The sequence below is a fragment of the Methanomassiliicoccales archaeon LGM-RCC1 genome (assembly GCA_030168575.1).
Classification (GTDB): Archaea; Thermoplasmatota; Thermoplasmata; order Methanomassiliicoccales; family Methanomethylophilaceae; genus Methanoprimaticola.
The window spans coordinates 261,521-284,191 of the sequence record CP115555.1 but is presented as its reverse complement, the minus strand read 5'-3'; the positions used below and the strand labels follow the sequence as shown (position 1 = coordinate 284,191).

Annotated in this window: 26 protein-coding genes; 6 read left to right on the top strand and 20 right to left on the bottom strand. The window is 56.3% G+C overall.

Annotated elements, in window-relative coordinates:
• Positions 1 to 48: 48 nt before the first annotated feature.
• The 10 genes from PED39_01300 to PED39_01255 all read right to left on the bottom strand — a co-directional run bounded on the left by PED39_01300 (position 49) and on the right by PED39_01255 (position 10,572).
• A complete protein-coding gene (locus PED39_01300) occupies positions 49 to 1,038 on the bottom strand; it encodes a methyltransferase domain-containing protein (GenBank protein ID WII07858.1) in 990 nt (329 codons plus the stop codon).
• Between the two features lie 15 nt (positions 1,039 to 1,053).
• The gene (gene radA / locus PED39_01295; protein ID WII07857.1) at positions 1,054 to 1,995 is read right to left on the bottom strand and encodes a DNA repair and recombination protein RadA; all 942 of its coding nucleotides are present in this window, start codon (positions 1,993 to 1,995) and stop codon (positions 1,054 to 1,056) included.
• A 141-nt stretch (positions 1,996 to 2,136) separates the two neighbouring features.
• Positions 2,137 to 3,303 (bottom strand): aminotransferase class I/II-fold pyridoxal phosphate-dependent enzyme, encoded by a 1,167-nt coding sequence (locus PED39_01290; protein ID WII07856.1) that lies wholly within the window; start codon positions 3,301 to 3,303, stop codon positions 2,137 to 2,139.
• A gap of 4 nt (positions 3,304 to 3,307) precedes the next feature.
• Positions 3,308 to 4,150, bottom strand: a complete 843-nt coding sequence (dapF, locus tag PED39_01285) for a diaminopimelate epimerase (GenBank protein WII07855.1) — start codon at positions 4,148 to 4,150, stop codon at positions 3,308 to 3,310.
• The gene (gene lysA / locus PED39_01280; GenBank protein WII07854.1) at positions 4,151 to 5,407 is read right to left on the bottom strand and encodes a diaminopimelate decarboxylase; all 1,257 of its coding nucleotides are present in this window, start codon (positions 5,405 to 5,407) and stop codon (positions 4,151 to 4,153) included.
• Between the two features lie 5 nt (positions 5,408 to 5,412).
• On the bottom strand, positions 5,413 to 6,756 hold the full coding sequence (locus PED39_01275; GenBank protein WII07853.1) for an aspartate kinase: 1,344 nt from the start codon (positions 6,754 to 6,756) through the stop codon (positions 5,413 to 5,415).
• Entirely contained in the window at positions 6,753 to 7,532 is a 780-nt protein-coding gene (gene dapB, locus PED39_01270) for a 4-hydroxy-tetrahydrodipicolinate reductase (protein WII07852.1), read from the bottom strand. The genes PED39_01275 and dapB overlap by 4 nt, the downstream gene beginning before the upstream one ends.
• On the bottom strand, positions 7,533 to 8,411 hold the full coding sequence (gene dapA / locus PED39_01265) for a 4-hydroxy-tetrahydrodipicolinate synthase (protein WII07851.1): 879 nt from the start codon (positions 8,409 to 8,411) through the stop codon (positions 7,533 to 7,535).
• Between the two features lie 2 nt (positions 8,412 to 8,413).
• Positions 8,414 to 8,836, bottom strand: coding sequence for an Lrp/AsnC family transcriptional regulator (locus tag PED39_01260; GenBank protein WII07850.1), 423 nt, complete (start codon positions 8,834 to 8,836; stop codon positions 8,414 to 8,416).
• Between the two features lie 143 nt (positions 8,837 to 8,979).
• Positions 8,980 to 10,572, bottom strand: a complete 1,593-nt coding sequence (locus PED39_01255) for a mechanosensitive ion channel (protein WII07849.1) — start codon at positions 10,570 to 10,572, stop codon at positions 8,980 to 8,982.
• 50 nt (positions 10,573 to 10,622) lie between these two features.
• Here PED39_01255 and PED39_01250 point away from each other — a divergent pair, with 50 nt between their 5' ends.
• Entirely contained in the window at positions 10,623 to 11,432 is an 810-nt protein-coding gene (locus PED39_01250) for an A24 family peptidase (protein ID WII07848.1), read from the top strand.
• Here PED39_01250 and amrS read toward each other — a convergent pair.
• Complete coding sequence (gene amrS, locus PED39_01245; protein ID WII07847.1) at positions 11,425 to 12,435, bottom strand: AmmeMemoRadiSam system radical SAM enzyme; 1,011 nt, start codon at positions 12,433 to 12,435, stop codon at positions 11,425 to 11,427. The genes PED39_01250 and amrS overlap by 8 nt on opposite strands.
• Positions 12,422 to 13,354, bottom strand: coding sequence for a thiamine-phosphate kinase (gene thiL, locus PED39_01240; protein WII07846.1), 933 nt, complete (start codon positions 13,352 to 13,354; stop codon positions 12,422 to 12,424). Before thiL ends, amrS begins: the two co-directional genes overlap by 14 nt.
• A 91-nt stretch (positions 13,355 to 13,445) precedes the next feature.
• Between thiL and larA the strand changes: the two genes are divergently transcribed.
• The 5 genes from larA to PED39_01215 all read left to right on the top strand — a co-directional run bounded on the left by larA (position 13,446) and on the right by PED39_01215 (position 17,312).
• Positions 13,446 to 14,687, top strand: a complete 1,242-nt coding sequence (larA, locus tag PED39_01235; GenBank protein WII07845.1) for a nickel-dependent lactate racemase — start codon at positions 13,446 to 13,448, stop codon at positions 14,685 to 14,687.
• Positions 14,688 to 15,788: a (Fe-S)-binding protein gene (locus tag PED39_01230; GenBank protein ID WII07844.1), complete on the top strand. Its 1,101-nt coding sequence runs from the start codon at positions 14,688 to 14,690 to the stop codon at positions 15,786 to 15,788. It begins immediately after the preceding gene.
• Positions 15,785 to 16,573 carry a dihydropteroate synthase gene (gene folP, locus PED39_01225; GenBank protein ID WII07843.1) on the top strand — a complete coding sequence of 263 codons (789 nt, stop codon included), beginning with the start codon at positions 15,785 to 15,787 and terminating at the stop codon, positions 16,571 to 16,573. The genes PED39_01230 and folP overlap by 4 nt, the downstream gene beginning before the upstream one ends.
• 80 nt (positions 16,574 to 16,653) lie before the next feature.
• On the top strand, positions 16,654 to 16,911 hold the full coding sequence (locus PED39_01220; GenBank protein ID WII07842.1) for a hypothetical protein: 258 nt from the start codon (positions 16,654 to 16,656) through the stop codon (positions 16,909 to 16,911).
• 35 nt (positions 16,912 to 16,946) lie between these two features.
• Entirely contained in the window at positions 16,947 to 17,312 is a 366-nt protein-coding gene (locus PED39_01215; protein ID WII07841.1) for a hypothetical protein, read from the top strand.
• Here PED39_01215 and PED39_01210 read toward each other — a convergent pair whose 3' ends face one another.
• The 8 genes from PED39_01210 to PED39_01175 form a co-directional block, all read right to left on the bottom strand.
• The gene (locus tag PED39_01210; protein WII07840.1) at positions 17,313 to 17,852 is read right to left on the bottom strand and encodes an SIS domain-containing protein; all 540 of its coding nucleotides are present in this window, start codon (positions 17,850 to 17,852) and stop codon (positions 17,313 to 17,315) included.
• Between the two features lies 1 nt (position 17,853).
• Positions 17,854 to 18,891: a TIM barrel protein gene (locus PED39_01205; protein WII07839.1), complete on the bottom strand. Its 1,038-nt coding sequence runs from the start codon at positions 18,889 to 18,891 to the stop codon at positions 17,854 to 17,856.
• A 149-nt stretch (positions 18,892 to 19,040) separates the two neighbouring features.
• Complete coding sequence (locus PED39_01200; protein ID WII07838.1) at positions 19,041 to 19,838, bottom strand: sirohydrochlorin cobaltochelatase; 798 nt, start codon at positions 19,836 to 19,838, stop codon at positions 19,041 to 19,043.
• 14 nt (positions 19,839 to 19,852) lie between these two features.
• On the bottom strand, positions 19,853 to 20,482 hold the full coding sequence (locus PED39_01195; GenBank protein ID WII07837.1) for a precorrin-8X methylmutase: 630 nt from the start codon (positions 20,480 to 20,482) through the stop codon (positions 19,853 to 19,855).
• Between the two features lie 12 nt (positions 20,483 to 20,494).
• Complete coding sequence (cobJ, locus tag PED39_01190; GenBank protein WII07836.1) at positions 20,495 to 21,229, bottom strand: precorrin-3B C(17)-methyltransferase; 735 nt, start codon at positions 21,227 to 21,229, stop codon at positions 20,495 to 20,497.
• Positions 21,226 to 21,990: a precorrin-4 C(11)-methyltransferase gene (gene cobM, locus PED39_01185; GenBank protein WII07835.1), complete on the bottom strand. Its 765-nt coding sequence runs from the start codon at positions 21,988 to 21,990 to the stop codon at positions 21,226 to 21,228. The genes cobJ and cobM overlap by 4 nt, the downstream gene beginning before the upstream one ends.
• A complete protein-coding gene (locus tag PED39_01180) occupies positions 21,987 to 22,262 on the bottom strand; it encodes a hypothetical protein (protein WII08380.1) in 276 nt (91 codons plus the stop codon). The genes cobM and PED39_01180 overlap by 4 nt, the downstream gene beginning before the upstream one ends.
• 2 nt (positions 22,263 to 22,264) lie before the next feature.
• Positions 22,265 to 22,660, bottom strand: a complete 396-nt coding sequence (locus tag PED39_01175; protein ID WII07834.1) for a precorrin-2 C(20)-methyltransferase — start codon at positions 22,658 to 22,660, stop codon at positions 22,265 to 22,267.
• Positions 22,661 to 22,671: the final 11 nt, after the last annotated feature.

The following is a 22,671-nucleotide window of genomic DNA, read 5'->3' as shown; positions in this document are numbered from 1 at the left end:
AAAACGCGTGCGAAATATCGGAATTGTCAACGCTGAATCCAAATCAGATCAGTTCCTGAAGATATGGTAATGCCTCGTCAGCGTGCCGTGAACCCTTTGAAGGAACAGGTGCTCGCGTACCATTCCGGGAATCTCAAGCGGCTGGGGTAGAACGATCCCTGCCTTATGACCTCTTTTGAGGCATTTGGGGATGACCTCTCCCGCGCGGTTGTACAGCTTTGTGATGTTTTCGCCGCCTGTCTTGGTGCTCCTTCCATACGGAGGATCTGTGCAGATGGAATCCATATCTGGGAACCTTTCCGCGATCTCACCGATGTCTATGACATCGAAGTCATGCATCTTCAGACCGTAGAAGTCCAGGTTCTCTTGGCAGCCGATAATCATGTCCTCATCGAAATCGGATGCCACTGCCTTCATTCCCATCTCGGCCGCTTCGATGACGATCCCCCCGGTACCGCAGAAAGGGTCCAGAACGGTCTGTCCGCGTTTGACCTCGGCCATGTTGATAAGTGCCCTTGCGTACTTAGGATGAATCGAGATGGGTGAGAAGAACGGCCTTTCAGCGACCTTCCTTTTCTCCAGTAGATCCTTCTCGGTGATCTTGTCCTCCAGATAAAGGTGAACCTTGTCGCACATCTGCATCCGGACTATGAAATCAGGATCCTTCAGATTCACATCGTTGTTCTTGGACAGTAGCGCCCCGGCATTGCGGATGAGCTTCTGAGAATCAACATCCTTCATCATGCCCTCGAACCTCTTCGCCCTGATAGCGAACGATCCTTCTGGGAGCTCCACGTCCGCAAGCCCAGAGACATCTTCTGAAGTATATTCCCCCAGGTAGCGTCCTATGCTGTGAGACATGGCGATACGGTCTGCGACCGAATCGAGATGCTTCTTGTCGAAAGACGCTATAGCATAGCCCGGTCCGGATGAGATGATGTTGCACTCGTCGGTCTCGGCCTTGAGGCATCCTTTCACCTCGGCCAAAGGCATATCCTTGGATTCGCCGGACAGTTCGAAGAAGAATTGGGGGCTCACGCCCCCGTTTAGTGTTTAGTCCTTAATACCGTCTTCGGTCACCATGAAGACAGCTTCGCCTTCAGGCAGGTTGGGTGAGTCGATCAGTCTTGCGATCCTCTTTCCAGCCTTTCCCTTCCTCAGGTAGATACGGAAGGTGGCGGTGTGACCTACGATGTGTCCTCCGATGGGCCTGGTGGGGTCTCCGAAGAACGCATCGGGCTTTGCAGCCACCTGGTTGGTCACTGCGATGACGGCGTTGTTCAGCGTTGCGAAGTTGAGCAGATCGTGCATGTGGCGGTTGAGGATCTGCTGCCTCTCGGCGAGCGCTCCCCTTCCTACGTATTCCGCTCTGAAGTGTGATGTGAGCGAGTCCACGATGAGCAGCTTGACCTTCATGGTCTGTGCGAGCTCCAGCGCCTTGTCAACGAGCAGCACCTGGTGCTGGGAGTTGAATGCTCTGGCGACGTGGATCCTCTTCAGGGTCTCGTCGGGGTCCGCGCCCATGTAGTTGGCCATCTGGATGATCCTTTCCGGCCTGAACGTGTTCTCTGTGTCGATGATTATGACATCCGAGTCGAAACCGCCCTTCTCCTCAGGGAGTGTGGCGTTAACCGCGAGCTGGAAGCAGACCTGCGTCTTACAGCTTCCGAACTCTCCGAACAGCTCCACGATGGACTGCGTCTCCAGACCTCCTGCGAGGAGCTCGTCGAAGGCCTTCGATCCGGTCGTGAGCTTGGTTATCTGTTTGCGTCTCTCCAGGATGTCTTCTCCTGTCTCGAAACCGCCAATGTCCGCGCAAAGCTTGGCACCCTCTATGATGTCCATTGCCTTCTTCTCCCCGATCTCGCAAGTCTCTGCAAGTTCGGACGGGGAAGCAACTGCGATGGCCATCAGTTCGTTGTATCCTGCTTCACGGAGTTTTTCTGCTATGGCTGGTCCTACTCCTGGTATATCTTCAAGGGTTTTTGTGGCCATTGTGATTCCTCGATTCATCATCGACTAATCCGTATATAAAGCTGAGAAGGGGGTGACCGAAAGTGGAAGATGAATACTGTATGAGCCAGACATCAAAAAAGCAGACTGAAAATGGAAGGGGTTTGAGTGAAGGGAGGACCTTCACTCGATGTACTTGTTCTGCTTCATCCTGTCAAGCGCCTTCCTTATGCGCTCGACGGGCTCGGTGACGGTCATCCTGATGTATCCTTCGCAGGATTCTCCGAAGCCGGTACCGGGGGTAACGATGATTCCGAGGTCGATCATCTTCTGAGTGAACTCGTCCGAAGGCATGCCGCAGTTGAACCATACATAGAAGGTTCCCATGGGCATCTTGACGTCGTAGCCCAGTTCCCTGAGGCCGTCCACGAGGACCTTCCTCCTCTCGGCGTAGATCTTCATGTTCTTGGCGACCTCCTCAGGCGCCTCTCCGTTCGGCCCGTAGAGGTCCAATGCCTTGATGGCGGCCTTCTGGATGAAGATGGGGGCTCCGGAGTCTATCTGTCCCTTGCACTTCTTCAGTCCCGCGACGAGGTCCGGGTGTCCAACGGCGTAGCCGAGCCTGAATCCGGTCATGTTGAACGTCTTGGAGAACGATCCGAACTCTATGCAGTTAGGTCCTGCCTGCAGTGCGGAAGGAGCCTGGTATCCGTCGTAGACCATCTCGCAGTACGCGTTGTCGTAGCAGAAGATGGTGTTGTTGGAATCGCACCAGTCGTACACCTTCTTGAGGTAGTCCAGGTCGCATGTGGTACCCGTCGGGTTGTTGGGATAGTTCAGATAGAGCATCCTTGCGCCCTGGGGGCACTCGTCGACATCCAGGAGCCATCCGTTCTCCGCCTTCAGGGGGACCTTGACGCACTTGGCCTCGTTGAACAGGGTGGCCGCTCCGGAGTACACGGGGTATCCGGGCGAGGGTGCGATGATCGTCTCGCCTTCGTTGACGAAGGCCTGGGCGATGTTGAATATCCCTTCCTTGGAGCCTATGGTTACGCAGACCTGGGTGTCGGGATCGATGTCGAGGCCGTACCTCTTCTTGTACCATTTGGCGACGGCGACGCGGAGATCCTTCTCGCCTGCCGACGAGGAGTACTTCTGATTCTCGTTGATCTTGGCCTGGGCGTACATCTCGTCGACGATGCACTGCGGGGCCGGGAGATCCGGATCGCCGATTCCGAAATCGATCATGTCCCATCCTTTGGCTCTCTTCTCCGCGGAGAGCTGCTCCAGCCTGACGAAAAGGTAGGGTGGAATCTTTTTGAGCCTTTCAGCCTGTTCGAATACTGCCATATTATCACTCCATGCAACCGTCGGGAACGTCGCCCTCGAAGACCAGCTCCGCGGGTCCGTCCATCAGGACGTACTTGAGGTCCTTGTCCACAGTGATCTTCAGCCATCCGCCGGGCAGATGGACGCCCACCGGGGTGTTGAACGGAACGAATCCGTTGAGCGCTGCTGCTACCGTGCTGGCGCATGCGCCTGTACCGCAGGCGAGTGTCCATCCGGCCCCTCTCTCGAAGACCCTTATGTAGATTTTGCCGTCGATGATCCTGCAGAACTCCACGTTGGTCTTCCTGGGGAAGAGCCTGTGTGTCTCGATCATAGGACCGAGAAGGTCGATTGTAGCGTCGTCCATTTCCTGGAATGTGATGAAATGGGGGTTGCCCATGGATACGGCGTTGGCCTTGAAGAAGAACTTCATGAGGGCGAAGTCCTCGTTGATGTACTGTCCGTCGTAGTCGATAGGGATGGACCTTCCGTCGAGGATGGGCGCTCCCATGTCGATGACCGTGCTCACGGCCACTCCGTCCTCCACGACGACCTTAGCCTTCAGGACTCCTGCCATGGTGTTGATGGTGAACTCCTCCTTGTCAACGATGCCGTGGTTGTAGGCGTGCACGGCGACGCATCTGATACCGTTGCCGCACATCTCCGCCTCGGTCCCGTCGGCGTTGATGATCCTCATTGTGATGTCGGTCCCTTCGCCGGGCATGATGTAGAGCACGCCATCGGCTCCGATGCCGAAGTGCCTGTCGCAGGCACCCTTGCACCACTCGTTGTCTATCTCCAGATCTCCGTCGGTCCCGTCGAGGAGGACGAAGTCGTTTCCTATTCCGTGATATTTCCAGAAATGCATTCACATCAGCCTCTCGGGTATGATCTGGTGTCTCCACAGCTCCTCCACGGTCTCGGGCTCGCGGATGAGCTCCGCCTTGCCGTCGTTGACCAGGACCTCTGCGCACAGGGGCCTGGAGTTGTAGTTGCTGGACATGGAGAATCCGTACGCTCCTGCGTTGTAGACGGCGACGATGTCGCCCTCCTTGGGTTCGGGGAGCACACGGTCGTGGGCGAGGTAGTCGCCGGATTCGCAGATGGGTCCGACGACCTCGTACCTGTTGGTGCATGCCTTGCCGAACTTGTTCGCAATGGCGACGTAGTGATATGAATCGTAGAATGCCGGCCTGATGAGCGTGTTGAATCCTGCATCGCATCCGATGTACTTCTTCAGCCCAGCGTCTTTGACGTCGTTCACGGACGTCAGGAGAACGACAGCATCGCAGATGATGTATCTGCCGGGTTCGAGTATGAGCGTCTTGATATCCGTCTCCTGCTCGATCATGTCGGTGATCTCGGAGGCGAGCTCGTTGAGGTCCATCTCATCCTCCTGCGGCTTGTAGGGGACTCCTATGCCTCCGCCCATGTCGATGAAATCCAGCTTGATGCCGAGCTCCTCTATCTCGTTGACCAGGTTGATGATGACCTGCATCATGTCGAGGAAGGGCTCCACGGATTGTCCTCCGGAGCCTATGTGGGCGTGTATGCCCTTGATCTTGAATCCCAGGTCCTTGGCCCTGGCGTAGGTGTCGATGACCTCTTTGAGGGGGATGCCGAACTTGGCCCCCTTGGAGCCTGTGATGACCTTGTCGCTGTGCCCAGATCCGACACCGGGGGTGATACGGAAGGATATCTCGTGCTGAGGGGAGATCTTTGCGAGCCTCTCCATCTCGGACACGGAGTCGATGTTGATCATGACTCCAAGCTCCGCGACCTCCTTCAGCTCCTTGTCGCTGACGTTGACGCCGGTGTACATTATCCTGTCAGGGGTGAATCCGGCCTTCAGGCAGGTCTTGACCTCTCCTATGGATACGGCATCGATGCCTGATCCCTCCTGTTCGAGGATCCTCAGCACGGACAGGTTGGTGTTCGCCTTGCATGCGTAATGGATCTTGGTGTCCATGTATCTGGAGAACGCACCGTGGATGTTCCTGTAGTTCTCCCTGATCCTGGCCTCATCGTAGACGTACAGAGGCGTACCGAACTCCTCCGCCAGTTCAACAGTTGATTTGCCGGCGATGTACATCACGCCGTCCCTGCATTCGAAATCGCGCATCATTGGTCTCACCCTATGTACTTGGAGTGGAGCACCGCGACGACATCCATGACCATTCCCATGGGCACGACGAAGTTGAGCGATACCTCGGAGGCTCCCTCCGAGATCATCTCGACGTTGACCCCCGCTTCCTTGACGGCGGTGAAGATGTCACCGGTCGCGCCGCATTTGGACAGAAGGTCGTCACCGACGCAGCACACGAGGGATGCGTTGTTCTTCACGTCGATCCTCTCGATCTCGCCGTTGTCGAACTCGTTGAGCCTGTTGATGACAGATGCGACCTCGCCGTTGCTGATGAGTATGGCTATGGTCGACAGCGATGTCGATATGGAATAGATGATGATATTGTCCTGGGCGATCTTCCCGATGATCATTGATACAAGCTCGGGCCTGTATGCGATCTCAGCAGAACTGATCGTCACGATCGCCAGATCGTTCTTCGTGGCTACGCTCTTCAGAAGTCCCTTGCCCTTCTTCTTGAGGGAGTGGATGAGCGTTCCGGGCTCCTCTGGCTTGAAGGAGTTCCTGACCTTAAGCGGGATGCGCTTGATCCTCACGGGCTCGATGGTCCTGGGGTGCAGGACCTTGGCACCGAAGTATGCGAGCTCTGCCGCCTCTCCGAAGGTCATCTCCTCGATCTTGATGGCGTCCTTGATGATTCTGGGATCGGCGGTCATGAAACCGTCGACGTCCGTCCAGATCTCCAGCATGTCCGCGTCGAGCGCATTGGCGACGACTGCGGCGGAGTAGTCCGATCCTCCTCTTCCGAAGGTGAGCGGGACTCCGTCCTTGATACCGTAGAATCCGGTGATGACAGGGATGACCCCCTGCGATAGCAGAGGCCTGACCAGCATGGTCATTCCGCTGGCCGTCTCGTCGAGGTCAGCCGAACCTGACAGGGGCAATCCGACCGCGGCTATTCCGGCGGTCTCAGCGGTGAGTGCGACGGAGTCATATCCCATCTGCTTGATGTAGAACGAGAGCATCAAAGTGGAGAACCTCTCTCCCAGGGAGGTGACGAGGTCCTTGTAGTATGCGTCGTTGGGATCGCTCTCGATGGCCTCCCTGAAGAATGCGAGCCTCTTGTTGAACTCGACCATGAACTCCTTCATGGTCTCCTCGTTGAACATCTGCTCGGCGGCCATGATGTGCTTGTTGGCGAACTGCTGGACTATCTCATCGATGTCCTTTGTGGGGCTGTCGACGACCTGGACCAGGAAATTCGTTATGCCTGACATGGCCGAAGCAACGACAACCTTGTCGCCTTCGGTGTTGACGATAATGTTCGCCACTCTCTCGATCGCTTCCGCGGAACCGACGCTGGTTCCCCCGAACTTCATGACTGTTATCATAGCCCGAGCACCTCGTTCATGCTGTGGATCTGACCATCCTTCTTCCCCGCCAGCCATCTTATGGATTCGATGCAGCCCTCGGCGAAGACCTCGCGGGAGATCGCCTTGTGGGTGAGCTCGACCCTCTCGTTGTTCTTGGCGAAGATGACGGTATGGTCTCCTATTATATCACCGGCGCGGATGGAGTGCACGCATATTTCTCTTTTACGCGGTCCAGTGACTCCCTGCCTGCCATATTCGATGTCCTCGATGCCCGTAGCGCCGCTCAGCCTCTTCACGGCCTCCATGGCCGTTCCCGAGGGGGCGTCCTTCTTCATGCTGTGATGGGCCTCGATCACTTCGATGTCATAGTCCGGAAGATACTTGGCCATGACCTCGCACATCTTCCAGAACACGTTGACCCCTATCGCGAAGTTGGAAGAGATCAACCCTGACGTGTTGTTCTTGCGGATGTTCTCCCCCATCCTGTCCAGAACGGCCTGGTCCACCGCAGTGGTCCCCAGGACTATGTTCGCTCCGTACGACGGGATGTCCGCTATGATCTTCGATGCCGCTGCAGGGGATGTGAGGTCCACGTAGACATCGCACCCCTTCAGCAGTTCCGGCAGTTCGGCAGGCGTCTTCCCGACTATCCCGGGATAGATCTCCCTGCCAACGTTCTTTCCTTCAGGGGACACGGTGCCCCCTATGAGCTTCATGTCGTCCGATGCTATGATCTTCTGGCAGACGAAGGTTCCAAGCTTTCCGGTTGCTCCCCCGACCACTACGTTAATCAATCAAACACCTCGGAGTCCCAATGAATCGAGGACGGGGTCCAGTATGGATCTTCCTTTCTCGCTGAGTGCGGTCAGAGGCAGCCTTGGGATGCCGTTTCCGTATCCCATCCTTCCCATGGCGTACTGTACGGGTATGGGGTTGGATTCGCAGAACAGTGCGGAGAACAGGGGCAGGAGCTTCTCGTGGATGTCCCTTGCCGTCTTCACATCTCCGTCCATTGCGGCGTTGACCATCGTCGACATAAGCTTGGGGCAGCAGTTGGACGCGACGGATATGACTCCGTCGGCTCCGAGCGCCAGCATTCCCATCGTGAGGCTGTCGTCCCCGCTGAGGACATCGAATCCCTTCGGTCTCCTTGCAAGGATGTCCATGATCTGCGAGAAGTTCCCGCTGGCCTCCTTCACTCCCGCGATACCGGGGAGCTCTGCGAGCCTGAGGATGGTGTCGACGCTGACGTTGGAAGCAGTCCTTCCGGGAACGTTGTACACGATGACCGGTATGTCCACGGCCTCCTGGATGGCCTTGTAGTGCTGATAGAGCCCTTCCTGGGTGGGTTTGACGTAATAGGGCGAGATGGACAGGATACCGTCCACTCCGAGATCTGCGGCGCTCTTGCTCAGCATGACCGCCTCAGCGGTGTAGTTGCTTCCGGCCCCCGCGACGATCTTCGCCTTCTTGGCCTCGTCCCTTACGACCTCAACGACATGGATATGCTCCTGGTGTGACATCATCGCGGACTCTCCGGTGGATCCGCACGGGATGAGGATGTCCGCCCCGTTGTCCTCCTGGAATCTGACCAGTCTCCTGAGGGCGTCCTCGTCGATGCTTCCGTCGTTCTTGAACGGCGTGATGATTGCCGTTCCCATTCCCCTGAACATCTTCAGGCCTCCCCGAAGTGCTCCTTGAGGATGATGCGGGTACGCGTGCTCAGGATGTTGTCGTAGCGCCTTATGCGCTCGATAATCTCGTTCAGGTACTGTGATGATTCAACATCGACTATGGCGATGATGTCTTGGTCTCCGGTGACCTCGAACACTTCGGTGACACCGTCGTAGCTGGCAAGCTCTTTTGCTATGCCCTGGGTGTCCGTGTTGACATCTATCCTGATCTCCACAAGCGCCTTGACGTTCCTCGAACCGGTCTTGATGGTGAAACCGCGGATGATGCCCTCATCCGTCATCCTGTGGACCCTGCTGCGGATTGTCCCTTCGGATACGCCGAGCTGATTGGCGATCTCCACGAAGGGGCACCTAGAGTCCTTCTTCATAATCTCTATGATCCTCTTATCCAGGTTGTCGATCATATTCGTCACTCTGGAAGGGTTAATTTCTCATTGTATAAAAAAGCTGACAGAAATCCGTAAGGTTTTCTGTGCAATCCGTAAAGTTACTAACGGAATCAGTAGAAAAAGGTTTAAAGAACTGCGGGAATCCGCAGTTTTGTAGTTTAATGATCCTTCTTTTCACTGTGGTCCGAGAGGATATCGATCTGCACCCTGTCATAGGGGATCTCGATGTCGTTCTCGGCGAATGCCTCGTAGATCATTCCCCTCAGCTTTCCTGCGGCGGCACCGGTGTCGTCGAAGGTGGGGGTGTGAACGGACAGCCTCAGCTCGATACCGGATGACAGGAAGTTGGTTACCCTTACCTCGGGTCCAGCATGATTCTTGTCCTGAACGACAAGGTCGCATTTGTTGGCGGTGTCGATCATCACCTGTTCCGCCTTCTTCAGGTCCGTGCCGTAGGCCACGGAGAAGAATACGTACTGCCTGCAGATCTTGTCGCCCTTGGTCATGTTGCTGATGGTGGCGTTGGTCACCACGTTGTTTGGCATGGTGATTATCTCATCGCCTGCCCAGTTGCCGAACTCGGTGTACATCAGCTTCACCTTGCGGACGATGTATACCTTGTCGTTGATCTTCAGGAAGTCGCCGGCCTTGAAGGGCCTGGTGGTCAGTATGACCAGACCGCTGAAGAACTGCGAGAGTACGTTCTGTGCTCCCAGGGTGATTCCCAAGGAAATGACGCCCGCGCTCACCAGTATTCCTGTGAGGTCGACCCCGAACGCTCCGAGTATGGCGGTGGCGCCTCCCACCCAGAATATGATCCTTCCGATCATCTTGAACAGCGGGACCAACGAAGTGTCGATTGCGGAGTTGCGTTCCGACTTCTCGATGTTCGTCAGCGTGGATGTGACTATGAATATGTAGAGATCCCACAGTATGAATGAGATCAGCACGATCGATATGACTGTGGCCAACTGGTTGAAATCCGAGATTATGGAGGTGTCCGCATCCAGAATGTAAAGGCTCTGCGTCAGGGCAGCCAGTGCGATAAGGGGAGTGATCATCCTGAACAGCTTCCTGTTCAGCGTCTCGGCCTCTTCCTCGGTGGTCCTCCTGTAGAGCAGCTTTGCCGCTCTGGGGACCAGCATATGGCAGATCAATGCACCGATGAGCACGGTCAGGATGACGGTGACCACGGCAGGAACCCAAGGGCTGTCCAGAGGGGAAGGCAGGGTGTTCGGGAAGATCCCGAAGAACTTGTTGTACATCCCTGCGGAATCATAGATTGATTCCACGGATACGAGGAACGTGATGGTAGTTATAGCGGTGACCTTCGTCTCGGATATCTCCGTGACCGAGATGGTGATCGTGACAGGCACATCGCTCATGGTATCGGCCAGATTCTTCGCCTTGATGGTCACCTGGCCGCTGGAGATGTGGTTCTCCCCCGATCCTTTAGGGCCCAGAAGGGCTGTGCTCGGAAGCTGTTCCACTATCAGATAATTCGAATCGGAAGTCGAGGTGTAGTTGACGTCCATGTAATACTTGGACTCGTTCACCACATGCAGGTTCCATGTCGCGCTCTCCCCGTTCGCAATGGTGACGTACACCGGCTTCTCCGGAGCATCGGTTCCTGCGAGTATGATGTAGTAGCTGTCGCTGTCCAGGGCATCGCTGCTCTGCACGCACAGAGGCATCGCCGCGAGGGCAAGTATCGCTGCCACTATGGCGATTGCCATCTTCCTTCCGTTCATACTGCGTTATAGGCTACCCATTAAAAATAAGAAGTGCCGATTATCGACCCATGCTAGCATCCATGACGGTGTTCGCGGCCGTTTCGGCAATCCTTGTCTTGGCTGCCGTGTTCGATGTGCGCAGCAGGGAGGTGCCCGATCTGTTGTGGATAGTCATGTTGGTCATCGGTGCTACGTTCGGATTCTCATCCGGATCGCTATCCGAGGGACTGCTCTCAGCCGTCGGATACCTGATGATCGCGATGTTCATGTTCAGTCCGAAGGTCGAGGGCAGGATGTCCGGGATAGTAATCATCGCTTTCCTGACGGTCATGATCGCCTGTTATTGGGTGTCATCCGATCCATCGCATCTGGTCTCAGCATTGATGGCCCTCATCGTCATAGGTCTGCACTTCGCAGGACTGGTCAAAGGGGGCGCCGATGTCAAGGCGTTGGTGTCGCTGTCCATGGTGTATCCGGTCTATGCGGAGTTCGGATGTCTGATATGGCAGCCGATCTATCCAGCTGGATTCGTGTTCAACCCGGTTTTCTCCACGCTGTTATTCGCACTGCTGTTCTCGCTTCTGTTCATGATCCCGGTCGTCATGAGGAATTCGAAGAAGGGCGACAGTTCGTTCAACACATATGTCTTACCGATAAACGAGGCCAGAGCTTCGTTGGTATGGCCTGTGGAGGATATCAGGGAAGGTCATAAGGTGAGGATAAAACCGAAGGACGATTCCGTATCGGTGTACGACCGTCTGGAGAAGGCTGGTGAGACAGAGGTTCGCGTGACCCCGATGGTCCCCTTCCTTCTGCCGGTTCTGATGGCTTTCCTTATCGTGATGATAGCAGGAAGTCCTCTGTTCGTGCTCATCTGAGCATGTTCAGGTCGCGGCCGCATTTGGAGCATTTGCCGCCGTCCAGAGAAATGATGTTGGCCGAAAAGCCGAGACGTTTCACGACGACCTCTCCGCATCCCGGACAGATGGTGTCGTCCGCATCGTCGATCAGGGTGTTCCCGACATAGACGAAGTTCAGCCCGCACTCCATGCCGATCTCCCTACAGCGGAGCAGCAGCTCAACGGGCGTCAGGGGAACATCCCTCATCTCGTAGTCCGGCTGGAAACGGCTGAAGTGGACGGGGACATCGACAGACAGCTCGCTCCTCACCCAGTTGCAGAATGCGAGGATCTCCTCCTCGGAGTCGTTGACTCCGGGGATAACGATGTAGTTGAGCTCAGTGTGGACTCCCCTCTCATAAACGTTGCGGACCGTTATCAGAACATCGCCCAGATCCCAATCGCACAGCTTCTTGTACGTCTTCCTGTCGAACGATTTGATATCGATAGACATCGCCTCGACGACGCTGCAAAGCTCCCTCAGCGGGCCGTCGTTGACTAGTCCGTTGGTCATCAGGGCGATGTGCATATCGGGTGCAGCCTCCGCGAAGTCCATGATGTACTCGAACCAGACCATCGGCTCGTTGTATGTGAAAGTGACCGTGTCCATCTCCTCGTCGCGGCACATCTGGAGGAGTTCCTCCGGGCTCTTGAACGTGGCGCGCTTCTTCCCGATCGACAGTTTCGCGAAGGAGTAGTTCTTGCAGAATTGGCAGTTCATGTTGCAGCCGACGCTGCCCACGGAGAGGCACTTGGAATGGGGCTTGTAATGGTAGAGGTTCATCCTCTCAATCGGGTCGACGGAGAGGGACGAGATCTTGCCGTAGGAGTTGCAGACGAGCATGTCCTCATCAGCCCTGCGTGTGCCGCAGTAACCGAACTCGCCCTGCTTGATGAAGCACTTCTGCTGGCACAGCTCGCAAACGAACGATTCGCCCTCGCGGCGGTAGTATCTCGCCTCGACCTTGTCAATATTCGCCATAGGTTATTTCGCTCCTCTTCCCGTCGCGTATGAGCTCCGGGCGGTCCCCCTCGTGGACCATGCCGATTATGGAGAACTCTATCTCCGCGTCGTACAGTTTGTTCAGGCGGTTCTGGTCGGCGGTGAACATGAGCTCGTACTCGCCTCCCCAGCCCAAGAGCAGCTTCTCGAGCGGAACGCCCGACTGCTTCGAGATGTCCTCCACGAATTCCTCGTGGGGAAGGAAACTGAATTCGATATCGATCCCGACTCCTGATGCCTCGCATATCGTATTCAATGCGGTTCCCAGTCCGTCCGAGAGGTCTATGCACGAGGTGACGACCCCGGACTCTGCCAGCTCTATCCCTTCGGTGACACGGGGGATCGGCATGTACAGCGTGTCCTTCGCCTCCTGGCAGTCGATGCCCTTGTCGATGGCTACGAATCCCGCCGCAGGGCCTCCCAGAGGTCCTGTGACGGCCACGACATCTCCCGGCGTTGCTCCTGACCTAAGCATGGGTGCCCTTCCGTCCAGAGTCCCTATTGCCGTTCCGGCGATCAGTCCTGGACCGTTCTTGGTGTCCCCTCCGACGATCCCAGTGCCGCAGAACTCCGCACACTGGTCCATCCCGCTCATCATGTCATAGGCGGCCTGCGAATCAAGGGTGGGCGGCAGCGCCAGGGCAGCTGTGAAGCCTATCGGTCTGGCGCCCATCGCAGCCAGATCGCTGAAGTTCACCGCCGCAGCGTACCATCCGAACTGCTCGTAGCTCATCCCGACGGGGAAATGCCTGTCGAATGTGACCACATCGGTGGTGACGACTATGTCCTTGTCTATCACCGCAGCGTCATCCCCAGGACCGACACGTCCCTCCGGGCGGATGAACGTTTTGAAGTCCTGGATGAGCTGGCGCTCGCCGATGTCACCTATCATTGCCATTGGGTGCCTATAGGCGACTCAGTCTTAAAGAACCTGCTCCCGCGCACGATAGTTTTTAATCAAAGGAAGAAGGATGCACTAACCTGGTCCAATGATAATCGACGTGAAGTACGGAAAGGACGGAGTGCAGAAGGTTGACATTCCGGATGAGAACTATGTGGGAACATACTACCCCAAGGACGTTGAGTGCGGTGACCCCGACAAGGTGATCGGAGAATCCATCGACTACCCCCTGGGATACGGATCCATGGAGGAATTCCTCGAGGGTGGAGAGGACATCGTCTTCATCGTCAACGACGGAACCCGCCCCACACCCACAGCGAAGGTTCTGGATGCTCTTTCAAAGAAGATGGACCTGAAGAAGGCCAGGTACCTCGTCGCAACAGGGACCCACAGGGACATGACCGAGGAGGAGTACAACTTCGTCTTCGGCAAGCACTACAAGGACCTGAAGGACCGCATCATCTGTCATGACGCCAAGAACTCCGAGTGCGTATTCCTCGGAACGTCCAAGAACGGCACTCCTATGGAGGTTAACAAGATCGCCGTGGACGCGGACCGCCTGGTGATCATAACATCGGTCGAGCCCCACTACTTCGCAGGATACACCGGAGGAAGGAAATCGTTCCTTCCCGGAGTCGCATCCTTCAAGACCGTCGAGACCAATCACAAGCTGGCGATGAGGAAGGAGGCCCAGGCACTCGCTCTCGAGGGCAACCCCGTCCACGAGGACATGATGGATGCCCTGGAGGTCGTCAAGGGCAAGAAGATCTTCGCCATCGAGACCGTGCTGGACAGGCACCAGAACATCTATAAGGCGGTGTCCGGAGAGCTGAACGCATCGTTCTACGAGGCCGTGAAATACGCCAACGAGGTGTTCTCCGTCCCGATCCCGGAGAAGGGAGACATCGTCATCTCGGTCGCACCCTACCCGATGGATGTGGACCTCTACCAGTCGCAGAAGGCGCTGGACAACGGTAAATGGGCACTCAAGGAGGGAGGGAAGATCATCATGGTCTCCAAGTGCAGGGAGGGCATAGGCCACCCCACGTTCCTCAACCAGCTCTCGAGCTCGAAGGACCCCAACAAGGTTCTGGAGAACCTCAGGGCAGAATACAAGCTGGGATACCACAAGGCGGCCAAGATGGCCGAGATCGCCACATGGGCATCCGTCTGGGCGGTCACGGACCTTGATCCCGAGATACTTTCAAACGCGAACATCAGACCGTTCCCATCGGTTGCAGATGCGGTCGCCGAGGCCCTCAAGGAGAACCCCAAGGCGCGTGTCATCGTGCTGATGGACGGTAGCGTCACTATCCCGAGGGTGGAATGAATGAGCGATTTCAAAGTGGACAACCTGGAAGAGGTAAGGAAGGCGGTCAACGTCTGTACGATGTGCGGATTCTGCAAGAGCGTCTGCCCTTCGTTCAAGGCGATCAATTGGGATTCGGCGCTGTCGAGGGGACGCATAACGCTGACGTACGGACTCCTCAACGGAGACATCCAGCCGGATGACGCCCTCGTGCAGAACATGTACACATGCACAACCTGTGCTGACTGCGTCAGGAGATGCCCCTCTAAGGTCGACATCGTCGAGATCATCGAGCTCTGCCGTGCAGATCTGGTGAAGAACGGCCACATCCTGCCCAAGCACAAGGCCATGTGCGAGAAGATCATGGAATGCGGCAACCCGTTTGGCGAGACGCAGTCCAGAGAGGAGGCACTCGGAAGGAAGCCCCACAAGGCGAAGGTCGGATACTACGTCGGCTGCACCGCCACATACAGGTCCAAGAAGACCGCCCAGGCCACACTGTCGATCCTCGATAAGCTGGGAGAGGACTTCACAACCATCGATGAGGTCTGCTGCGGATCGGTCGCACAGAGGGTCGGATGGCCCCAGGAGGAGACGACCGAGCTGTTCAAGAAGAACGTAGAGGCCATCAAGGCTCTGGGAGTCGAGACACTGGTCCTGGCATGCGCAGGCTGCTACAGGATGTTCAAGATCGAGTACCCCAAGTACGTCGACGTTCCGTTCGAGGTGCTCCACATCACCGAGTACCTGGCGAAGAAGGACCTCAAGCTCAAGCCCATGGAGGGCGTCGTTGCGACCTACCACGATCCATGCCATCTCGGCAGGCACTGCGAGGTCTTCGAGCCTCCGAGAGAGGTCATCAAGAAGATCCCGAAGCTGGACTTCAGGGAGATGGAGTTCAACCGCAAGACCAGCCACTGCTGCGGAGGCGGCGGTGGAGTCAGGTCTGCCTACCCCGAGGTATCCAAGGACATCGGCAACACCAGGCTGGACGAGGCGAGCTTCGCCGACCTGATCATCACCACATGTCCGTTCTGCGTCAACAACCTGCAGGCAGCCATCGGGGACAGGAAGGTCCAGGTAAGGGATCTCGTCGAGATAATCGACGAGCTGATGGAATGATCATTCCGTCCTGGCGCAAGAGCCCCATCCAGATGATGGGCATACTCAACCTGACCCCCGATTCTTTCTCTGACGGGGGCAGGTGGAGCGATGCGGATTCCGCTGTCAAGCACGCTTTGGAAATGATAGACCAGGGTGCCGACATCATCGACATCGGAGCGGAATCCACACGTCCAGGCTTCACTCCTGTCCCGGAGGAAGAAGAATGGGCAAGGCTCGAGCCCGTATTGAGCGCGCTGATTCCATCCGTCGATGTCCCCATCTCCGTGGATACCATGAAACCGAAGGTTGCTGAGCGCTGCATCTCCAAAGGCGTCGGCTACATCAACGATGTGAACGGCCTGAGGGCCGACGGTATGATGGAGGCCTGTTCCCAGGGTGACGTGAAAGTCGTCATCTCCCACATGCACGGTTCCCCTCTGGAAACCCATTCATCCGAGATGGGGGCGGATTACAAGGAGGTCATCAGGAGGTTCTTGGACGGGCAATGCTCCAGGGCCATCGAGGTAGGAATATCCAAAAAGAATCTCATAGTGGATCCCGGGGTCGGTTTCGGCAAGACGATGGAGCAGAACATGGAGATCGTCAAGGACCTGTCCTTCCTGGGCGGCGACCATCCGATACTGGCAGGGGTGTCCCGCAAGAGGTTCCTGAAGACATTCTATCCCGACGAGGACATCGATGAGGTGACTGCGAAAGTATCATCGATCGCAGCTCATTCCGGAGCCTCCATCCTCAGGGTCCACGATGTCGCGAAGACCGTCGGATACCTCATGAACGAATGACCTCAGTATAGCATCTAAAGATGCTAGAAAGCGGTTGCATGGTTAAAGAACGGATGAGTGCATCTTCTCCCGGTGACCGAATGGTCAGATTCACACTGAAGAACATAACGAGGGATTTCAGCATCAGGATGGATATGCCCGGGGACGAGAGCATAATGGAGATCAGGGACACGGTAGAGGACTACTGGGGAGAGACCGATATCGTGCTAGTCAAGGACTACTATCTGCTGGATTTCGAGAAGACTATAGGAGAGGAACTGGCCGACGGGGATCTGGTGGAGATCATCCCCGATCCGAACATGCTGAGGACCAGCCTCTATCAGGTATCGGAACGATAGGAAGGTTTGTTGTATGACCATCTGCATGACGTATCATGGCGAACAGATTGGGCACCAACGCCGATGTGCTCCTGACGGAATCGATCCTAGGTAAGATTCTAGAGACAATGGATTCCATGCTGCTGGAGAGCGATGCCGCAGGCATCATCCTCATGGGAGAGAGCAGCGATGATGCCCAGGGTAGATTCATGGTGATCCGCGGTATTGGCGGGGAGCCTGCCATAGGCCTTTGCGTGGCATCGAACGAGGGCGGTACCGAGCCCTCCGAGAACGATCTGAGGCTGTTCAAGTCGAAGATGCAGTCGGGAATCCTGATGAAGGTCGATGTCTATGCGCACCAGTTCTCGATGTACAAGGTATCCGATACAGTGGACGATGCCACGGTGCTCTTCCAGGAATGATCAGACCCAAATAGCGTGCCTGCTGCGCATCTCCTCCTCGGAGATGTTCTGCTTCTTCATGATGTCTCTGACCACGCATTCGAAGAAGAGATGCGCGGTGTCCTCGAAGATTGTTCCGAGGGGAGCGATCCTCTTGGTCTCCTCGTTCTCCACGATGTTGAACGCTATGGTCACGTCCGAGGTCCTGGCCAGGTCGCAGTCCTTCTTTCCTGTGATGGATATCACCTTGGAACCTACGACCCTTCTGGCGATCTCGGCAGTCTGAACCACCGATGATGTCCTTCCCGTGTTGGAGATAAGCAGGGTGAGGTCGTCCTGGGTGATGATGGGCGTTGTCATCTCTCCGACGAAGTGCACATCGATACCGAGCTGTATGAGACGGACCGCGAAAAGCTGACCTATGAGCCCGGACCTTCCGGAACCGTAGATGAAGACCCTTCTGCTTGCCAGTATGGAGTCTATAAGCTGCTCCTCCAGGGAGATGTCGACATCGGACAATGCCTTCTCGCAGTAGGAGATAAGGTCGGACGGGATCTTCAAATCACTCACCGGCAGCTGCGGCTTCGGCCTTCTTCTTTTCCTTGAGGTCCTTAGCCACTTTCTTCGCCAGCACCCTCTCGTGGATGATCTTCATGTACATCGCATCGTGCTCGAGGAGAGGCGATGTGGAGATGATCGTCGCATTGGGCTTCATCTCGACAAGAGCTTCTGCCAGGGGTTCGAACTTGAGGTTTCCTTTCTTGATCGGGGTGAGCCTCTTCTCGTTTCCCTCGGTGTACTCGACACCGGCGAATGCCGTGTGGATCCTTCCGTCGCAGTAGGGCTCGATCTGCTCGAGGACATTCAAGAAGTCGTCGATCTCGAGGAGTGAGCCGTTGGTGCGTGAATGGTGGTGTGAGAAGTTCATGACGGGCATGGTACCGGGGATCTCGTCGCACAGGTCCAGCACCTGCTCCAAAGATCCGAACACATCGTCCTGTCCGGTGATTTCGATTCCGAGCCTGGGGGTGAGTCCGCTCTCCTCCCACCAGCCCATGATGTCCGCGACGTTGTTCCTGATGTTGTCGTCGATCTCATCACGGTCCGCGTCCTGCGGGTAGATCCCGAGGCTGGTGACGACTACGTCCCCGCCCAGCGCATTCAGGATGATCGCGGCGTGCCTGATGCTGTTGATGCAGTGGTCCGTGAGTTCCGTGTTGGATCCGAGGTCCATGTAGTAGGGCGTGTGGATGGACAGGTTGACGTCCAGCCTCTTCGCCATCTCGTTGGTCCAGAAGAGGTCTCCGAACGTGTCCGAGACGCCTGCGGGCATGTAGATGAGGTCGTCATCCTCCTCGATGGGCTCATCGGGGTCTATGATGATCTCCCCGTCCCTGTCGATCTCAAGGACGAATCCTTCCTCGACATCCTTCAAGGTCATTCCAACCTCCTCCTCGTCGGCAGGCCTGGCGTATGCGTTGGACCTTACCATTTGGATCTCCAGAGCGCTGAGGCTCAGGTTGTGGACATCCTCGATGCCGTCCTGGAGTGTGCGACCTTTACAAGAGAGTGGGATTCCCGCTGGACCGAATCTTATCATGAAATCACTCGGCTCGGTATCTTCCAGCCTGTATAAAAAAATAAACGCGCCTGTTCCAAGGATAAATGGGGGTACAAGCGGTTCATCGGAAGAATCGGCTTCCGTGTGCCAGTATCAGAAGGAAATCGGGGGATGGCTCCCCCAGTGTTTCATTGCTTGATGACGTTCTCAAGGTGCTTGAGGAAGAGGTCCTGGAATGCCTTCTGCTCCCCGAGTCCCTCGAGGATGCATTCGACCTCGCATCCGGCATCGATGAATTTGGATCTCAGCGAATCCTCCTCATCTCCGGCCATGTCGTTGACGGCATGGTCTCCGGCGACCAGCATGAACGGTGCGAGGTAGACCATGTTGTACTTGTGGCTGGCCATCGCGGCCATCGTGTCCTCGAACGAGGGGAACCCTTCGACCGTAGTGACGTAGACATGCTGGTATCCCAAGGCCGACAGCTTCATCTGCAGTTCGCAGTAGCATGCGTTGGCGAAATGCTCGGTGCCGTGTCCCATGAACACCATCGCCCTTCCCACGGGAGCATCGTTGAATACTCTCTGGAGGTAGGATTTGTCGATGGCATCGATCACAGCGTCGTAGTCCTCCTCCGTTGTCAGAAGTGGAGTGCACATGCGGAAGCAGTCGAACCTGTCCTTGAATTCGGACGAGATCCTGGCGACATCTTCGTACTCGATACCGTTCATCACATGGGTCGGGAGGACCACCACCTTTCTCACACCCTCATCGATCAGTCTCTGGAAGGCGTCGGTGATGTAATCGATCTGAATACCGTCGCGATCCTTCAGCTTCTTGATGATCATCCTGCTGGTGAAGGCCCTTGCGACCTTCCAGTCGGGATACTTCGATGCGACCGCCTTCTCGACGGCGTCGATGGTCTTCTCGCGTGTCTCCTTGTAACTGGTACCGAAACTGACTACCAATATCGCCTTGTCCGTCATACGATCACCGGGTCTCAGCCCTTGTAGTACATCATGGCGTTGCAGATCGTGGCCGCGATGTTGGAACCGCCCTTCCTTCCCACGGGGATGATGTAGGGGACGTCCCTCTCAAGGATGAGCTCCTTGGACTCGACGACGTTGACGAATCCCACGGGAGCGCCGATGATGAGCGTGGGCTCCAGCTCCTTGGCGTCGATCATCTCTGCGAGCCTTACCAACGCGGTGGGCGCATTGCCGATGGCGAATATGACGGGATGCTCCTTGGCGATCTCCGCTCCCTTCTCCATGCAGATGGTGGCACGGGTGCAGCCTCTCTCCTTAGCTTCCTTGACGACATCGTCGTCGCTGATGAAGCAGTGGACCTCTCCGCCGTACTCCTTGAGCTTGTTCTTGTTGATGCCCGCCGCCGCCATCTTAGTGTCGGTGACGATGTGGGCGCCCTCCCTGATTGCCCTGACACCGATCATCTCGGCGTCCTTGGAGAACTTCAGGTTGTCCGCGTAGTCGAAGTCTGCCGAGGTATGGATGCATCTCTTCACGATGGAGAACTGGGGCTCCGGCCATGTCCTGCCGCCCAGCTCCGAAGTGATGATCTCCATGCTCCTCTTCTCTATGTCCTCTGGTTTCACTACTGTTATTGCCATTTTTCTCACACCTCAGATTCTGTATCCTCTGGGAGTAATCATGCGTCCGTTGGACACGTAGGTCTGCGAGTTACCGATGATAACCATGCAGAACATGTCAACTTCCGCTTTGTCGAGATCGCCGAGGGTGGTGATCTCCTTGTGCTCGTCTTCACGTCCGGCGTTGCGGACGATACCGACTGGTGTGTCGGCCGAGCGGTGTTTCAACAATATCTGTTGAGCCTGATTGAGGTATTCCGTCCTGCCCTTGCTTTTGGGGTTGTAGAGGCAGACGATCATGTCTCCGATCCCGGCGCAGTCGACGCGCTTCATGATGAGGTCGATGGGGGTCATCAGATCGGAAAGGCTGATGATTGCCAGGTCGTGCATGAGCGGTGCTCCGAGGACCGATGCGGCGGTGGATGCGGCGGTGATGCCGGGCACGGTGTCGATCTCGATATCGGCCTTCATCTCGTCCGCCAGCTGGTAGATGATCCCTGCCATTCCGTAGATACCGGAGTCGCCGGAGGAGATCATGGCGACGTCCTTTCCTTCCATGGCATCTTCTATGGCCATCCTGCAGCGGTCGACCTCCTTCATCATCCCGGTGGCCTTGTAGGTCTTGTCGGGGAAGTAGGGCTTGATGATGTTGACGTATGTGGTGTATCCGGTGACGACATCAGCGTTCTGGATGACGTCGGCGGCCTTGAAGGTCATGTGCTCCTTCCCGCCGGGTCCGAAACCAACGACGTGGAGTTTTCCCTTCATTCGTCCACCGCCTTGCGGAACTCTGTCGAGAAGTGCTTGTCGTAGAGCTTGGAGAGCTTGTAGTCTCCCTCCAGGAAGTTACCGACCACAGTGAGGGCGGTCTTGGTGATTCCGGCTGCCTTGACCTTCTGCTCGATGTCCGCCAGGGTACCGATGACGATCTTCTGGTCGGGCCATGTCGCCTTGTAAACGACGGCGACAGGGGTCTCAGGGGGATATCCTCCCTCGATGCACTGTGCTGAGAGCTGGTCGAGGAATCCCACGGATAGGAAGATGACCATCGTTGCCCTGTGCCTTGCGAGGTCCACGAGCTTCTCTCCAGGGGGCATGGGGGTCCTTCCCTCCATCCTTGTGAAGATGACGGTCTGACTCTGGTTCTCTCCGGGGAGGGTGTACTCCTTCTTGAGGACGGCAGCGGTTCCGAATGCCGAGCTGACTCCGGGGATGACCTCGTAATCGATGTTGAGCTCGTCGAGCCTGTCCATCTGCTCCCTGTGGGCCCCGTAGATGGCGGGGTCGCCAGTATGGACGCGGACGCACTTCTTTCCCTCGTCCTCGGCCTTCTTCATGACCTCGATGACCTCGTCCAGGTGCATGAATGCGCTGTCGTAGATCTTAGCACCGGGCTTGTGGCCGTCGAGGACGGCGGGGTTGACCAGTGAACCGGCGTAGATGATGACGTCGGCCTCATCGATCTTCTTCTTTCCCTTGATCGTAATCAACTCAGGGTCTCCGGGACCCGCTCCGATGAATGTTATCATTCTTTCTCCTCCGTTTTGATTAAAAGCGTTGTGAAGTAACCGTACTCGCGTCCCTTGACGACGGGGCCGATGTACTGGTCCTCCATTCCGATGTTGCTCATTACTGTTATACACGAGATGTTGCGTCCCTTGGCCACGACCCTCTCTGCGATCTGGTCCACATGCTTGTACGCCTTCATGACCACGATGTTCTCGAAGTGGTCGAGAGCGACCTCCAGCTTCTCGAACTGGGATTGGTTGAAGGGTATGACAACCAACGCCTCCTCGCCCATCGTCAAAGGGATGCCTGCGAGCGAGGCTCCGTGGAGTATCCCCTGGACTTGATCATCTTGTCTATGCGCATGTACGTGCTGAAAATGCTAAGGTCGCCGAGGGTGATCATCGCGATGCTCTTGCCCTCTTCCAGAGCGGAGCATATGTCGTCGTAGGCCTTCTTCCAGCCCTGCTCGCGGACAGCGTAGTCGGGATTCATGGAGAACACGTACTCCCTGACCTCTTTCTTCGAGATGTCCACAGTGGGCTTGATAATGTTAAGGGCTACGCTCCCCTCTCCAGCTGTCTTGACGGGGTATGCGACGATGTCGCATTTCTCGATAATCTCCTTAGCCTTCAATGTCAGCAGTCCAGGCTGTCCTGGTCCTACGCTGACTCCGTATAGTTTTCCAGTCACGCGCGTACCTT